The following is a 13,390-nucleotide window of genomic DNA, read 5'->3' on the forward strand; positions in this document are numbered from 1 at the left end:
TGCTTCTTCTGTGTGACGGACCTTTTTTGCAGACTCCGGCGGCAAAGCAGTTACCATAGAAGAAGCCTTTATACTAAGCCCACCCTCAGCAAGAAGCCTAGACATAAAATCTTCCAAAGTCTTTTTTAAGGAAGAATCATAAGAATAATCGCCTGCAATAGCAGAAAGAATATTGAGAACCTCTGTCCAGCTCCTGTCAAGAAGTTTCTCGATATCCTCGGCAACATCCTTTTTAAATCTAAGACCATGCAAGACACGTTTCTTTATCTCCTCCTTACGCAACTCCAACTCTTTCTTTTTTCTTACAAGATTGAGATTTTCTCTGTTCTCAACAAGATCGCTTATAATCTCACGTTCAAAACGCCTTAACCTAAGAACAGCAACCGTAACAGGATCTCGCCTAAGATTGAGTAAAAACAGGAGCAAAATAAAGCAAAACCAGAAAACAGTAAGAACAATCAAAACCTTAAGTAGAGGAGAAAGATGTAAAACCGAATCAGGGAAAAGCAAAAAATAAGAAGCAATCTTTCCCTCAACCTTTATTCCCTCAAGAACTTCCCCTGATGACCTCTTAAGCCTTATTTTATCTCCCGCAGATTCGACAGCCTCAAGGAAGCTCTCCCTCTCCTCTGGAAGAAGAGAAACAGAATCGATAAGAATATTACCAGAATCAAGCATAACAAGGCTCTCACCCGGAGAAATAACACTAGCTCTTGCAAGCAAAACTGACAAAGAAGAAAGCCTCATATAACAGAATGCTGCTCCCTGCAAAACACCAAAATCATCCTCTACAAATGAGTACAGGACAATAGAAGAAAGCTCTGGGAGAAGAAAAAACCCAGGCTTTTTATCCTCAGAAGAAAAAATAAAAGAATACAAAGCAGCATCCGCAATCTCATCAAAGTTCTTAAAAAGGACCCTATCTGAAGACTGCTCTCTAATATCAGAAGCATTAGTGCTAAAATGCACACGCCGGCCATCCAGAGAAACAATTCTCACAAAACCCAGCTCAGGAAAAGCAGAAGAAAGCTCCAAAACCAGGTCCAATCGCTTCTTTATATCCTCCTCGCTTTGAACAGTCCGGAAAACACGCCTAAAAGCAGGCTCAGAAAAAACACCATCTAGATAATCCCTACCAGCAAAAAGCCTATCCTGCAAAAAATCATCCAGTCTCAAGGCAGAAAGAGCGGCTTTCTTCTCAATAGCCGGCTGAACAAACTTAAGCTCAACCAAGTCAAAGCCCTCAAAGAATCCAAGAACAGCAACAGAAGAAGCAATGAGAATAGAAATTAGCAAACTAAGAAAAACCTTCTGAGAAACACTCATAACATTCTTAATTACCTCATCGGCAAAAACGCAAAAAAACTTATCAACTATAAAAATATATCAATAAAGCAAAAAATAAAAAAGGCCGAACGGTTTGTCTCTGCCATATTAAGCAAACAAAAACAGCACGGGCATAGACAAACCTGCCTGCGGCAAATATAAAGCAAAGCAGACAGCAGCCTGAGGCAGCGCCATGACGCACAGCGTCATGGCGCGTTCGGCATGACATAAAAAAAAGCCGCCCCTTTGGGCAGCTTTTGATAAGAAACAGACAAAATTATTCTTCTGTCTTGGCGGCGGAAGAAACCTCTTCTTTTTTTGCCTCTTCCTTTGCAGCAGGCTTTGCCTTTGCTTTTTTCTTATCCGACTTCTCTTCCTTCTCTTTTCTATCTACAAGCTCCAGAATAACCATCTCAGCAGCATCACCATATCTCTGACCAAGCTTAAGAATACGGGAATAACCGCCGGGCCTGGATGAAAAACGCGGACCAATATCCGTAAACAGCTTAGCTAACACTGCCTTATCCTTTATATGCTTGGCAATAATCCTTCTGTTATGAACAGAATCAACCTTGGCCCTGGTTATCATCTTCTCTGCAAAACGTCTTACCTCTTTTGCCTTTGCCTCGGTAGTCGTAATACGCTCATACCTGAAGAAAGAGGTAAGCATGTTCCTTATCATAGCCTTTCTGTGAGCAGAACGACGTCCCAACCTGTTAAAACTTACCTTGTGCTTCATCTTTTAATCCTCTTTCTCTTCCTTATTTATGCTGGGAATCTTTATCTTTTCAAGAGCAGCCTTATATGCCGCTCTATCCTTCATCTCAAGAGTAAGATTCCACTCCGCAAGCTTTTCTTTTATCTCCATAAGAGACTTTTTACCAAAATTCCTTGTCTTGGAAAGTTCATCCTCTGTCTTTGCAACAAGCTCACCAATAGTTCTGATGTTTGCATTCTTAAGACAATTGCTGGAACGAACAGACAGCTCAAGTTCTTCTATAGGAGTCGACAAGAGCCTGTTAAGCTGCTCTTCTTCTTCATCAACCTTGTCAATCTGTTCTATCTCATCCTCATCAAAATTGATAAAAACAGTGTAATGCTCCTTGGCAAGCTTAGCAGCCTCACCAAGCGCATCAACAGGCGATATGGAACCATCAGTCCATATCTCCATAATCAGCTTATCATAATCAGAACGATGACCAACCCTGGTATTCTCGACCTCAAACTTCACTCTCTTTACCGGAGAGTAAAGAGAATCAAGAGGAATGGTACCCGCAACATCGATATAACTTTTATGCTGATCAGCAGAAACATAACCTCGTGCGAGATTAACCTGCATTTCAATATCAAAATGAGCATCATCCATTAGAGTCATAATAACAAGGTCCTTGTTGAGAACCTCAACAGAATCAGTCTCAAAATTAGCTCCAGTGATTTCACCAGGACCCTTAAACTCTAGAAAAACTGTTTTTTCTTCTTCATCATCAGGAAGCTTGACCCTAAGGAGCTTGAGATTAGCAAGAAACTCTACGGTATCTTCTACAACACCGGGAATCTGCTCAAACTCACTGGAAAGCACATGAGCAACCTCATCCTTATCATACCACGTTATCCTCACAGCAGAGACAGCATATCCCTGGATAGAAGAAAGTAGTATGCGTCTCAGTGAGTTACCAATAGTTGTTCCGTATCCTTTCTCAAAAGGATACGCAACAAACTTGGCATAATTAGGAGTAGACTCCTGATGCTCAACAGTAATACTCTCAGGCCTGACAAATCCCTTGAGGAGATTTTTACGTGCCATTTATACTCCTTTATTACTTTGAGTATAGCTCAACAATCAGCTGCTCTTTAATATCAGCAAGATCAACAACATCGCTCCTCTGCGGAATCAGTTTAACCAATCCAGAAAGGTTATCAGGATCAACCTCCAACCAAGGCATTACACCGGAGCGTGTATATTCTTTCAGATTCTCTTTAAAGAGCAGAGCTTTTTTACTCTTTTCCTTTATCTCTATCTTATCACCCTCTTTAACAAGATAAGAAGGGATATTTACCTTTTTACCATTAACAAGAACATGGCCATGATCAATTATCTGTCTGGCCTGTTTCCTAGAAGAAGCAAAATGCATCCTATAAACTACAGTATCCAATCGGCATTCAAGCAAAGTAACAAGATTATCACCTGTTTTTCCTGCCATCTTTTCTGCCATAGAAAAGAAACGTCTAAATTGCGTTTCACTCATTCCGTATATTCTTTTTAGCTTCTGCTTCTCTCTAAGCTGAATAGCATAGTTGGACGGCTTTTTTGTCCTAGCATTGAGTCCCTTTCCTGGCAAAGGACGCTTTAAAGCTATGGGACACTTTGCCGACTGACATTTCTCGCCTTTTAAGAAAAGCTTTCTGCCTTCTGCTCTACAAAGTCTGCACTGTGGTCCTATGTATCTTCCCATTGCTATCTCCTTAGACCCTTCTTGCCTTTCTTGGTCTGCATCCGTTATGAGGTATAGGCGTTACATCATGCAGAGACTTAACCCTGACACCAATAGCGCCAATAGCTCTGATCGCAGCCTCACGACCTACACCAGGACCTTTAACATATACGTGAGCTTCCTGTAATCCATGATCCATTGCCTTCTTTACAGCAGTCTCACACGTAACCTGAGCTGCATAAGGAGTTGACTTCTTAGCACCTCTAAAGCCAAGCCCACCAGCACTTGCCCACGATACAGCATTACCCTGCAAATCGGTAACAGTAATAATAGTATTGTTGAAGGTAGCCTGAATATAGACATTTCCTTCGTATACGGTTTTTTTCTCTTTTCTCTTAGCCAAAGCAGACCCCCATCTGCGTTATTTCTTTTTGTTTGCGACAGTTTTTCTCTTACCTTTTCTGGTACGAGCATTAGTCTTAGTCCTTTGTCCCCTTACCGGAAGACCTTTTCTGTGTCTGAGACCTCTATAGCATCCTATATCCATAAGACGCTTTATATTCAATGACACCTGAGTTCTAAGACGTCCTTCTACAGTAAACTCATTTTCGATAATATGCCTAAGCTTGTTTACCTGATCAGAACTAAGATCCGCAACCTTAGTGTCATAAGGTATCTCTGCCATTTCACAAATCTTCTTTGCAGAAGAATGACCTATACCAAAAATATAGGTAAGAGCTATCTGGATCTGTTTATTAGGAAGATCCACACCTGCTATACGAGCCATCTGTCCTCCCTCTATTTCTGCCTTTGTTTATGCTTGGGGTTCTCACATATAATTCTTACAACCCCTCTTCTTTTTATAATTTTGCACTTATCGCAAATCTTCTTTACACTTACCCTTACTTTCATATCAATCTCCTACAGATTTCTGGATCTGATTCTTCCTTTGCGAACCAAACCATCATGATGGTGCATCTTAAGGTAACCCTCAATCTGCGACATTGTATCAAGATCAACTCCCACAAGAATCAACAAAGAAGTACCGCCCATTATATAGGCCAAAGCTGATGGGAAGTTGAAAAACTTCTGCAACAGGCTTGGAATTATAGCAATAAAAGCCAGAAAAAGTGAACCGGGTAAAACAATTCTGTTAAGAATATTTGTAAAATATTCTTCCAGCTTCTCTGCCCTAACCCCAGGAACCGAACCACCATTATCGCGTATATTCTTGGACAACTCCATCGGATTGAGAGTTATCTGTGTATAGAAATAAGCAAAAAACACTATCAATAAAGTATATAAGAACAAATACCAGAAACGACCGGGTTGGAGCCAGGAAACATTAACACCAAGGGCACTAAGAATCTGAATTGGGAAAAGAAGAACACTTGAAGCAAATATTACAGGGATAACTCCGGAAGGATTAAGCTTCATGGGAATATATGAATTCTGCCCACCATATATTTTTCTTCCGACTACCCTTTTTGCATATTGAATAGGTATCTTCCTCTGCCCCTGCTGCTCATAAATAACCATAACTATAACAGCAACAAACATTACAAGAACAAAAAGCGCAGTAACAGGATTAAGCTCTTTTAACTGTATCTGTTGGAAAAGCTGAATAAAAGCCTGAGGCAATCTTGCAACAATACCTGCAAAAATAAGCAAAGAGATTCCGTTACCTATACCTTTCTGGTTTATCTGCTCGCCAAGCCACATAAGGAAAATTGTCCCGGTTGTGACTGTCAAAATTCCAAGAACAATAAACTGAGTAGATGGAAGAGTAATAACATCCTTAAAACTATCTGCATAGTTTGTTACTACAAAGGACTGTATCAAAGCCACAACAACAGTACCATAACGTGTATAACGTTGTATTTTTCTTCTACCCCCCTCAGCTTCTGCAACAGCTTTGAGAGAAGGAAACATAAGAGTCAGAAGCTGCATAATGATACTCATGGTAATATATGGCATAACACCAAGCATAAAAATAGAAAAACGCTTAAACGCACCACCGGCAAAAAAATCGATATAATCCAGAACACCACCGCCACCAGAGTTTGTAGCAAAATAAGCCCTAAGAGCAGAAGGATCTATCCCTGGTATGGGCAAAGAAGCCCCTATTCTAAACACAATAAGAGCCCCGAGAGTAAAAAAGACCCTCTTCCTAAGTTCTGGTATTCTGAAAATCCTGGAAAAAGCGTTATCAGCCATTGTTAGTCACCTGCTTACCTCTGGTATCAAGAAGCACAACCTTTCCGCCAGCACTCTCAATCTGGAGCTTAGCGCTAGCAGAAATAGAAGGAACCTCTACAGTTAGTTTCTTGGACACATTTCCGTTTCCAAGTATTTTAACACTGGCAACACTGTTTTTTATAAGTCTTTTTTTCTTTAGAGTTTCAAGATTTACAACATCATTATCAGCAAACTTTTCATTGATGGCTTCCAGGTTCACAACAGCATATTCTTTTCTAAAAGCGCCATTGTTAAAACCTCTCCTGGGCAAGCGTCTGTAGAGAGGCATTTGTCCACCTTCAAAGCCAAGCCTTACTCCACCTCCGGATCGAGCATTCTGGCCCTTATGGCCCTTTCCAGAAGTTTTTCCGTTACCGGAGCCCGGACCACGTCCGACTCTCTTAGCATTCTTTGTTGCCCCTTTGGGTACTCTAAGGTCCTTACTCATTACTATAACTCCTCAACCTCAACAAAATAAGCCATTTTTTTGAGCATTCCTTCTATTGCAGGAGTAAGCTCCTTCTCTACCTCGGAATTAAGCCTTTTAAGTCCGAGAGCCTTGATAGTTCTTCTTTGCCTTTCATTCCTACCGATAAGGCTCTTTACAAGCCTAATTTTCACCTTCTTTGCCTTTTTGCTTGCCATAATTAACTCCAAAGCTCAGAAAGGGATTTTCCCTTATTTTTTGCTACTTCCACAGGATTTAAAACATTGGAAAGCCCGTTTATAACAGCCTTTACAACATTAACACTCTTCCTCGACCCCATAGCCTTAGTAAGAACATCAGTAAATCCTGCAGCTTCCAACACAGCTCTCACAGCACCACCGGCAATAACTCCTGTACCAGGCGCAGCAGGTTTGATAAGAACACTACTGCTCTTATATTTACCTACTATTTCATGAGGCAATGTACCATGCTGCATGGGAACCTTTACCATGTTCTTTTTTGCTTTTTGCATACTTTTCCGTATGGCATCAGTTACATCATTGGCTTTACCATATCCGTATCCCACAGAACCATTGCCATCACCTACTACGCTCAAAGCAGTAAAAGAAAACCTTCTACCACCCTTGACCACTTTAGCTACTCTGTTAAGACTAACCAATGTTTCTATATATTCTTTGTGCTGTTCCATCATGCCTCCTAGAACTCCAGGCCGCCTTTTCTGGCACCCTCAGCAATTGCCCTAACAATACCATGATAAAGGTATCCATTTCTATCAAAAACCACAGAATTTATTCCCTTTTCCTTTGCACGGCTTGCAATTATCTCTCCAAACTTCTCAGCATCAGAGACAACATTCTTAAGAGAAGACAAATCCTTCTCAAGAGTAGAAGCAGCAACTATCGTATGTGACTTATCATCATCTATTATCTGAGCATAAAGATGCCTATTTGTTCTCACAACACATAGTCGCGGTCTATCAGCCGTGCCTCGTATCTTCTTTCTTATTCTAAGCTTTCGCTTAATTCTTTTGCGCTGCTTTTCAAAAGTCTTTTTTTCTACCTTCATGATTTACCACCTATTTAACACCAGATTTTCCGACTTTCCTGCGCACCTGTTCGTTCTCATAACGAACACCCTTACCCTTATAGGGCTCAACAGGTCTAAGAGATCTTATTTCCGATGCGACCTTACCAACAAGAGCCTTATCAATACCAGAAACTTTTATCTTGGTATTTTCTTCAACTGTCACTGTTATGCCATCCGGTATATAATATTCGATAGGCATAGAAAAACCAAGACTAAGAATCAAGATATTGCCGTTAACCTCAGCCCTGTAACCTACACCATTTATAAGCAGAGTTTTTGTAAACCCCTCAGTAACACCAATAACCATATTATTGATTAGCTGTCTAAAAAGACCATGGAAAGCCCGCGCTTTCTTAGAATCATTGGCTCTATTAACATAACATTCATTGTTATCAACTGATACACTTACCTCAGGCCGTATCTCAAGTGTCAACTGCCCCTTGGGGCCTTTTACATCAATAGTGGAGCCGTTAATCTTAACATCAACACCCTGAGGTATTGGAATCGGCAATTTTCCCAATCTGGACATCTTACACCTCTCCTACCAAATAGAACAAATCAACTCGCCACCGACTTTTCTTTCCCTAGCCTTCTTGTCAGTGATAACCCCAGCAGAAGTAGATACTATCAAAGTACCATAACCGTTTTTAATCCTTGGCATATCCTTATAACCTGCATAAACTCTTCTACCAGGTTTGGATATCCTATCCACTTCATGGATAATAGGCTGCTGAGAATCATTGTATTTAAGAAAGATACGGATATACGGTTTATCCTGAACCATAACCTTCTTAAAGTTTTTTACATACCCTTCATTTTTGAGAATTTTTATAATCTCTAACTTAAGTCTGGAGGGTACAACATCTACCTTTTCATGCCTAGCAATGCATGCATTGCGAATCTTTGTCAGCATATCAGCAATAGGATCTGACACACTCATATCTTCTCCCCTCTCTTACCAACTGGATTTTGTAACACCAGGGATTAAGCCCTCACTGGCAAGCTTTCTAAAACACACTCTACACATTTCAAAGTCTCTCATATATCCCCGAGGACGACCACACACCTTACATCTGTTCTTCTTTCTAGCCTTGTATTTGGGCGTTCTCTGCGCCTTGATAATCATGGATTTACGAGCCATATCTTCCCCTCTTTAATTTACCTTTCTAAAAGGCATACCAAATTTTTCAAGAAGGCTATAAGCCTCCTTATCAGTCTTAGCCGTGGTCACAATTGTAATATTAAGACCGGCTACTCTCTCGATATTATCAAAGTCGATTTCCGGAAAGATTATCTGCTCTGTAATTCCCATGGAATAGTTTCCATGGCCATCAAAGGAATTGGGATTAAGTCCCCTAAAGTCCTTAACACGAGGTATGGCAATATTTATGAGCCTATACAAAAACTCATACATCTTCAAACCCCTGAGAGTAACAAACGCTCCAACATCCATTCCTTTTCTGACCTTAAAAGCAGCTATTGACTTCTTTGCCTTTGTTTTAACTGCCTTCTGTCCGGAAATCAAAGTAAGTTCTTCAACTGCATGATCAAGAAGCTTTTTATTCTGAATAGCCTCACCAACTCCCATACTGAGAGTAATCTTCTCCAGCCGAGGCACCTGCATTATATTCTTGTACCCCAACTCTTCTTTTAGCTCCTTCTTGATCTTTTCATCATACAATGCTTTAAGAGCAGGAACTTTTACTTCTGCCATCACACTACTTCTCCAGTTCTCTTGGAATATCTCACTTTCTTTCCATCAACAAACTTATACCCAAGGCGGGTAGGTTTGCCATCCTTATCAAGAAACATAACATTAGAAATATGAACAGGGGCTTCTATATCAATGAAACCGCCAGGCTCATTCTGACTCTTGCGTCTAACAGCTTTTCTGACCATGTTAACGCCTTCTACAAAAACTCTCCCCTTCTCAGAATCAACCCTGATAACTCTACCGGTCTTCCCCTTATCCTTACCAGCGATAACAACAACCTGGTCATTCTTCTTAATCTTATATTTAACCTTCACTGCCTCTTTCCTGGCCATTTTTGCCTCCTATAAAACTTCCGGTGCAAGAGAAAGGATCTTCATAAAATCTCCGCTCTCTCTGAGCTCTCGGGCAACTGGTCCGAAAACACGGCGACCTCTCGGATTATTATGAGCATCTATTATAACGCATGCATTATCATCAAATCTTATATATGTTCCATCAGCACGCCTTACTTCTTTCTTTGTTCTGACAATAACAGCCTTCTGCACAGAACCTTTCTTGACAGGAGCATCAGGCAAGGCCTCTTTTACGGCAACAACAATAATATCACCAAGAGTAGCAGTTTTTCTCTTGCTGCCACCGAGGACCTTTATACACTGCACTCGCTTTGCACCACTGTTATCTGCAACATTAAGATATGTTTGCATCTGTATCATAGCACACCCCTATTACTTTGCTCTCTCAACGATCTCTAAAAGCCTCCATCTTTTTTCCTTACTGATGGGGCGCGACTCAACAACCCTAACAACATCTCCCACATGGGCTTCAGAAAATTCGTCATGAGCCTTTAATTTCTTTGTTTTGTTAACATACTTTTTATACAGAGGGTGCAAAGCACGTGTTTTAACGGCCACAACAATAGTCTTATCCATCTTATCAGAAACAACCTGGCCTGTAAAAATGCGCTTACCCTCAGTCTTAATTGGCTTTTTCTCTTCCACTTCTTACTCCTTCATCGGATCATGCGCCTTGCGCATCTTTATGGTTATGAATAAGAAAATTCAGTCGCGCAATCTTGCGACGCAGGGTACGCAACTCAAGTGGATCATCAAGGTGTCCCACCACCTTCTGAAAACGGACATCCCTGTATTTTTTCTCCAACTCTTCTCTCTTGGAAAGAAGTTCCTTATAAGTAAGCTCTTTGAAACTATCTTTCATAGTTTACTCCGCATGTATTCTTTCTACAATCTTTGTTTTTATGGGAAGCTTATTTCCTGCCAAGCGCAACGCCTCTTTTGCAAGCTCACCATCCACACCAGCGAGTTCAAACATTATCCTACCAGGCTGGACAACAGCTACCCATGCCTCTGGACTTCCCTTACCCTTACCCATTCTGGTTTCTGCAGGCTTTTTTGTGTATGGAGTATCGGGGAAGATTCTTATCCAAACCTTACCACCACGCTTAATTTTTCTTGTCATAGCTATACGGGCAGCTTCTATCTGTCTGTTTGTTATCCACTCGGACTCCATTGCCATAAGTCCATACTCGCCAAAAGCAACAGTATTTCCCCTGGTAGCATTTCTCTTAAAAACACTCACTCGCCTATGCTGCTTTCTATGTTTTATTCTCTTAGGACTAAGCATATCTAGCTCCTCTTTTTATCTCTGGCAGTTTTTTTTGCCTTTAGCACAGTACCAGCATCTTTCTTCTGGGTTTTCCCGTATGACTCACCGTTAAAAATCCACACTTTTACACCTATTACACCGAAAGTTGTCAGAGCTTCGGCAAAACCATAATCTATATCCGCTCTCAAAGTATGAAGCGGAACTCTCCCGGACATTTGCACCTCAGAACGTGCGATCTCAGCACCACCAAGGCGGCCAGAAACTTTTATCTTTATCCCCTGGACACCGGCTTTTACAGCATTGGAAACTGCAAACTTCATTGCACGCCTAAAAGACGCCCTGTTCTCCAACTGCCCCGCAAGATTCTGAGCTACAACTTGAGCATCAGCTTCTGGTCTTTTTATCTCTTTAATCTTAAGCTGTATCTTCTTTGAAACCAGTTTTTGCAGCTCTGCACCAATACGTTCTATAGTTGCACCCTTAGTACCTATAATTACACCCGGTCTAGGAGTATGAAGTATTATCACCACTCTCTGGGGGTGTCGGATTATTTCTATATCCGAAACATTGGCTGACTTATACTCAGGCAAAGATTTTATTTTTTTCCTAAGAAGCAAATCTTCATGCAGAACCGAAGCATAATCCTTTTTATCAACAAACCACTTGGATTTCCATGTTTTGTTTATACCCAATCGCAAACCGTACGGATGAACTTTCTGTCCCACTTTATGCCCCCATTACCTAAAATTCTCTTTCTCATCCAAAACGACAAGAACATGACTCATTCTTTTAAGAAGGAGATCAGCCCTACCCCTACTCCTAGGCCAAACACGTTTCAACCTAGGACCTTCATCGACCCTGAGCTCTTTGACATAGAGCATATCCTCATCCAAATTTTTATTCTTATAAAGAGCATTAGCACCTGCAGAAGAAATAACCTTTTTTAGCATCCTGGCACCTTTGTTGGGAAGATTTTCAAGAATAGCAAGACTATCCGCGTACGACTTCCCTCTCACAAGGTCAGCAACAGGTCTCATCTTTTTAGGAGAAATCCGCAAGTACCTTGCGACTGCTCTATAGCCGGATATCTGTTTCATAAGCCCACCTATTTCCTAGCCTTTTTATCTGATCCTGCATGCCCGCGGAACAATCGTGTAGGAGAGAACTCACCCAATTTATGTCCTACAAGCTGTTCCGTTATATATACAGGAACCCAAGTTTTACCATTATAAACAGAGATAGTAAGCCCCACCATCTCAGGAATAATCGTAGAAGCACGAGAAAAAGTTTTTATCATTTTCTTTTCCCCTGCCTTATTCATTGCAAGAACCTTTTTGTACAGGCTCTTTTCTACATATGGTCCCTTTTTAACAGATCTAGCCACAACTATCTCCTATCTATTTTCTTCTCTTAACTATAAATCTATCGGAAGTTTTCTTCTTCTTCCTTGTTTTATATCCCTTAGTAGGAATACCAGTAGGTGAAACAGGATGACGACCACCTTTTGTTTTTCCTTCACCACCACCATGCGGATGGTCCACAGGGTTCATAACTGTTCCACGAACCTTAGGTCTCTTACCCAGCCATCTGGACCTTCCAGCCTTACCCAGCGTTACATTCATATGATCTTCATTACCTACCACACCTATTGTAGCATAACACTTCTTAAAAACCATTCTCATCTCACCTGAAGAGAGCCTCAATGTCACATAATCACCCTCTTTTGCAACAATGGTAGCACCCACACCTGCCGCTCTTGCAATCTGGCCACCCTTACCAGGAGAAAGCTCAACATTATGGACCACTGTACCAAGAGGAATATTTTCTAACGGAAGAGCATTACCTATTGCAATAGGTGCCGCTGTCCCGCTAATAACTACATCACCACGCTTTATTCCGCGCGGAGCAAGAATATACCTCTTTTCTCCATCCGCATAGGCAAGCAGACAAATATTAGCACTCCTATTGGGATCATATTCTACAGTCTTTACTGTTGCTGGAATATCCCTTTTATCACGCTTAAAGTCGATAATCCTATATAACCTCTTATGTCTACCACCCCTTCTCCTTACACTAACCCTTCCACCAGCACCTCTACCAGCCTTAAAGGGAAGCCCTTCAACCAAACTTTTTTCAGGGGAGACATCATCTAAATCCGCATACACCAACCCGGTTTTAAACCTCTGCCCAGGCGTTATTGGTTTATATTGCTTGACTGCCACAACTTCCTCCTACCTAAGCCGTCTCAAAAATATCAATTTTCTGCCCCTCAGGAAGAGTAATAATAGCTTTCTTCCAAGAAGAAGTTTTACCCATCCTATATCTAACTCTTCTGGGCTTACCCTTAACATTGACAATATTACAATCCACAGGCTCCACAGAAAAAAGCTCCTTAACAGCTGCAATAACCTGAAGCTTATTAACACGTGCATCAACCCTAAACACATACTTATTCTGAGTCTCACGCAAGACATTGGCTTTTTCTGTAAGAACCGGCTCTATAATCACCTTAGTAGCTTCCAT

The 13,390-nt window shown here is 41.1% G+C and carries 26 protein-coding genes; all 26 read right to left on the reverse strand.

The features are described 5' to 3' along the window. Window positions 1-1,326 (reverse strand): hypothetical protein (locus WKV44_09080; GenBank protein ID MEM5948695.1); only part of this gene is annotated, 1,326 nt, incomplete at its 3' end. A 277-nt stretch (window positions 1,327-1,603) separates the two neighbouring features. Continuing rightward, window positions 1,604-2,065, reverse strand: coding sequence for a 50S ribosomal protein L17 (gene rplQ / locus WKV44_09085; GenBank protein ID MEM5948696.1), 462 nt, complete (start codon window positions 2,063-2,065; stop codon window positions 1,604-1,606). Window positions 2,066-2,068: 3 nt separating this feature from the next. After that, on the reverse strand, window positions 2,069-3,130 hold the full coding sequence (locus tag WKV44_09090) for a DNA-directed RNA polymerase subunit alpha (protein ID MEM5948697.1): 1,062 nt from the start codon (window positions 3,128-3,130) through the stop codon (window positions 2,069-2,071). A 13-nt stretch (window positions 3,131-3,143) separates the two neighbouring features. Continuing rightward, complete coding sequence (gene rpsD / locus WKV44_09095; GenBank protein ID MEM5948698.1) at window positions 3,144-3,779, reverse strand: 30S ribosomal protein S4; 636 nt, start codon at window positions 3,777-3,779, stop codon at window positions 3,144-3,146. A gap of 10 nt (window positions 3,780-3,789) precedes the next feature. Next, window positions 3,790-4,161, reverse strand: a complete 372-nt coding sequence (gene rpsK, locus WKV44_09100; GenBank protein ID MEM5948699.1) for a 30S ribosomal protein S11 — start codon at window positions 4,159-4,161, stop codon at window positions 3,790-3,792. Window positions 4,162-4,179: 18 nt separating this feature from the next. Then, on the reverse strand, window positions 4,180-4,545 hold the full coding sequence (rpsM, locus tag WKV44_09105) for a 30S ribosomal protein S13 (GenBank protein MEM5948700.1): 366 nt from the start codon (window positions 4,543-4,545) through the stop codon (window positions 4,180-4,182). 11 nt (window positions 4,546-4,556) lie between these two features. Continuing rightward, a complete protein-coding gene (gene rpmJ, locus WKV44_09110; protein ID MEM5948701.1) occupies window positions 4,557-4,670 on the reverse strand; it encodes a 50S ribosomal protein L36 in 114 nt (37 codons plus the stop codon). A gap of 9 nt (window positions 4,671-4,679) precedes the next feature. After that, window positions 4,680-5,975 (reverse strand): preprotein translocase subunit SecY, encoded by a 1,296-nt coding sequence (gene secY / locus WKV44_09115; GenBank protein MEM5948702.1) that lies wholly within the window; start codon window positions 5,973-5,975, stop codon window positions 4,680-4,682. Further along, a complete protein-coding gene (gene rplO, locus WKV44_09120; protein ID MEM5948703.1) occupies window positions 5,968-6,444 on the reverse strand; it encodes a 50S ribosomal protein L15 in 477 nt (158 codons plus the stop codon). The genes secY and rplO overlap by 8 nt, the downstream gene beginning before the upstream one ends. Window positions 6,445-6,446: 2 nt before the next feature. Beyond that, window positions 6,447-6,641 carry a 50S ribosomal protein L30 gene (gene rpmD, locus WKV44_09125; protein ID MEM5948704.1) on the reverse strand — a complete coding sequence of 65 codons (195 nt, stop codon included), beginning with the start codon at window positions 6,639-6,641 and terminating at the stop codon, window positions 6,447-6,449. 2 nt (window positions 6,642-6,643) lie between these two features. Next, window positions 6,644-7,132, reverse strand: a complete 489-nt coding sequence (gene rpsE / locus WKV44_09130; protein MEM5948705.1) for a 30S ribosomal protein S5 — start codon at window positions 7,130-7,132, stop codon at window positions 6,644-6,646. Between the two features lie 8 nt (window positions 7,133-7,140). Next, a complete protein-coding gene (gene rplR / locus WKV44_09135) occupies window positions 7,141-7,509 on the reverse strand; it encodes a 50S ribosomal protein L18 (protein MEM5948706.1) in 369 nt (122 codons plus the stop codon). 10 nt (window positions 7,510-7,519) lie between these two features. Further along, a complete protein-coding gene (gene rplF, locus WKV44_09140) occupies window positions 7,520-8,059 on the reverse strand; it encodes a 50S ribosomal protein L6 (protein MEM5948707.1) in 540 nt (179 codons plus the stop codon). 12 nt (window positions 8,060-8,071) lie between these two features. After that, the gene (gene rpsH / locus WKV44_09145; protein ID MEM5948708.1) at window positions 8,072-8,470 is read right to left on the reverse strand and encodes a 30S ribosomal protein S8; all 399 of its coding nucleotides are present in this window, start codon (window positions 8,468-8,470) and stop codon (window positions 8,072-8,074) included. Between the two features lie 15 nt (window positions 8,471-8,485). Further along, window positions 8,486-8,671 (reverse strand): type Z 30S ribosomal protein S14, encoded by a 186-nt coding sequence (locus tag WKV44_09150; protein MEM5948709.1) that lies wholly within the window; start codon window positions 8,669-8,671, stop codon window positions 8,486-8,488. 12 nt (window positions 8,672-8,683) lie between these two features. Then, complete coding sequence (rplE, locus tag WKV44_09155; protein MEM5948710.1) at window positions 8,684-9,244, reverse strand: 50S ribosomal protein L5; 561 nt, start codon at window positions 9,242-9,244, stop codon at window positions 8,684-8,686. After that, window positions 9,244-9,576: a 50S ribosomal protein L24 gene (rplX, locus tag WKV44_09160; GenBank protein MEM5948711.1), complete on the reverse strand. Its 333-nt coding sequence runs from the start codon at window positions 9,574-9,576 to the stop codon at window positions 9,244-9,246. Before rplX ends, rplE begins: the two co-directional genes overlap by 1 nt. Before the next feature lie 9 nt (window positions 9,577-9,585). Continuing rightward, the gene (gene rplN / locus WKV44_09165; GenBank protein MEM5948712.1) at window positions 9,586-9,957 is read right to left on the reverse strand and encodes a 50S ribosomal protein L14; all 372 of its coding nucleotides are present in this window, start codon (window positions 9,955-9,957) and stop codon (window positions 9,586-9,588) included. A 12-nt stretch (window positions 9,958-9,969) separates the two neighbouring features. Beyond that, window positions 9,970-10,242, reverse strand: a complete 273-nt coding sequence (gene rpsQ / locus WKV44_09170; GenBank protein ID MEM5948713.1) for a 30S ribosomal protein S17 — start codon at window positions 10,240-10,242, stop codon at window positions 9,970-9,972. 19 nt (window positions 10,243-10,261) lie between these two features. Beyond that, entirely contained in the window at window positions 10,262-10,459 is a 198-nt protein-coding gene (rpmC, locus tag WKV44_09175) for a 50S ribosomal protein L29 (protein MEM5948714.1), read from the reverse strand. A gap of 3 nt (window positions 10,460-10,462) precedes the next feature. Next, on the reverse strand, window positions 10,463-10,885 hold the full coding sequence (gene rplP / locus WKV44_09180; protein ID MEM5948715.1) for a 50S ribosomal protein L16: 423 nt from the start codon (window positions 10,883-10,885) through the stop codon (window positions 10,463-10,465). A gap of 2 nt (window positions 10,886-10,887) precedes the next feature. After that, window positions 10,888-11,592 (reverse strand): 30S ribosomal protein S3, encoded by a 705-nt coding sequence (rpsC, locus tag WKV44_09185; GenBank protein MEM5948716.1) that lies wholly within the window; start codon window positions 11,590-11,592, stop codon window positions 10,888-10,890. 12 nt (window positions 11,593-11,604) lie between these two features. Beyond that, a complete protein-coding gene (gene rplV, locus WKV44_09190; protein ID MEM5948717.1) occupies window positions 11,605-11,964 on the reverse strand; it encodes a 50S ribosomal protein L22 in 360 nt (119 codons plus the stop codon). A gap of 8 nt (window positions 11,965-11,972) precedes the next feature. Further along, on the reverse strand, window positions 11,973-12,251 hold the full coding sequence (gene rpsS / locus WKV44_09195; protein MEM5948718.1) for a 30S ribosomal protein S19: 279 nt from the start codon (window positions 12,249-12,251) through the stop codon (window positions 11,973-11,975). Window positions 12,252-12,264: 13 nt separating this feature from the next. Further along, entirely contained in the window at window positions 12,265-13,089 is an 825-nt protein-coding gene (gene rplB, locus WKV44_09200) for a 50S ribosomal protein L2 (GenBank protein MEM5948719.1), read from the reverse strand. Between the two features lie 13 nt (window positions 13,090-13,102). Continuing rightward, on the reverse strand, window positions 13,103-13,390 hold the full coding sequence (locus WKV44_09205; protein MEM5948720.1) for a 50S ribosomal protein L23: 288 nt from the start codon (window positions 13,388-13,390) through the stop codon (window positions 13,103-13,105).

It is taken from the genome of Spirochaetia bacterium 38H-sp, from assembly GCA_039023545.1.
In the GTDB taxonomy this organism is placed as follows: domain Bacteria; phylum Spirochaetota; class Spirochaetia; order Winmispirales; family Winmispiraceae; genus Rarispira; species Rarispira pelagica.

Coding starts and splice junctions, on each gene's coding strand:
- rplQ (MEM5948696.1), bottom strand. CDS start 2,065: ATGAAGCACAAGGTAAGTTTTAACAGGTTGGGACGTCGTTCTGCTCAC.
- WKV44_09090 (MEM5948697.1), bottom strand. CDS start 3,130: ATGGCACGTAAAAATCTCCTCAAGGGATTTGTCAGGCCTGAGAGTATT.
- rpsD (MEM5948698.1), bottom strand. CDS start 3,779: ATGGGAAGATACATAGGACCACAGTGCAGACTTTGTAGAGCAGAAGGC.
- rpsM (MEM5948700.1), bottom strand. CDS start 4,545: ATGGCTCGTATAGCAGGTGTGGATCTTCCTAATAAACAGATCCAGATA.
- rpmJ (MEM5948701.1), bottom strand. CDS start 4,670: ATGAAAGTAAGGGTAAGTGTAAAGAAGATTTGCGATAAGTGCAAAATT.
- secY (MEM5948702.1), bottom strand. CDS start 5,975: ATGGCTGATAACGCTTTTTCCAGGATTTTCAGAATACCAGAACTTAGG.
- rplO (MEM5948703.1), bottom strand. CDS start 6,444: ATGAGTAAGGACCTTAGAGTACCCAAAGGGGCAACAAAGAATGCTAAG.
- rpmD (MEM5948704.1), bottom strand. CDS start 6,641: ATGGCAAGCAAAAAGGCAAAGAAGGTGAAAATTAGGCTTGTAAAGAGC.
- rpsE (MEM5948705.1), bottom strand. CDS start 7,132: ATGGAACAGCACAAAGAATATATAGAAACATTGGTTAGTCTTAACAGA.
- rplR (MEM5948706.1), bottom strand. CDS start 7,509: ATGAAGGTAGAAAAAAAGACTTTTGAAAAGCAGCGCAAAAGAATTAAG.
- rplF (MEM5948707.1), bottom strand. CDS start 8,059: ATGTCCAGATTGGGAAAATTGCCGATTCCAATACCTCAGGGTGTTGAT.
- rpsH (MEM5948708.1), bottom strand. CDS start 8,470: ATGAGTGTGTCAGATCCTATTGCTGATATGCTGACAAAGATTCGCAAT.
- WKV44_09150 (MEM5948709.1), bottom strand. CDS start 8,671: ATGGCTCGTAAATCCATGATTATCAAGGCGCAGAGAACGCCCAAATAC.
- rplE (MEM5948710.1), bottom strand. CDS start 9,244: ATGGCAGAAGTAAAAGTTCCTGCTCTTAAAGCATTGTATGATGAAAAG.
- rplX (MEM5948711.1), bottom strand. CDS start 9,576: ATGGCCAGGAAAGAGGCAGTGAAGGTTAAATATAAGATTAAGAAGAAT.
- rplN (MEM5948712.1), bottom strand. CDS start 9,957: ATGATACAGATGCAAACATATCTTAATGTTGCAGATAACAGTGGTGCA.
- rpmC (MEM5948714.1), bottom strand. CDS start 10,459: ATGAAAGATAGTTTCAAAGAGCTTACTTATAAGGAACTTCTTTCCAAG.
- rplP (MEM5948715.1), bottom strand. CDS start 10,885: ATGCTTAGTCCTAAGAGAATAAAACATAGAAAGCAGCATAGGCGAGTG.
- rplV (MEM5948717.1), bottom strand. CDS start 11,964: ATGAAACAGATATCCGGCTATAGAGCAGTCGCAAGGTACTTGCGGATT.
- WKV44_09205 (MEM5948720.1), bottom strand. CDS start 13,390: ATGGAAGCTACTAAGGTGATTATAGAGCCGGTTCTTACAGAAAAAGCC.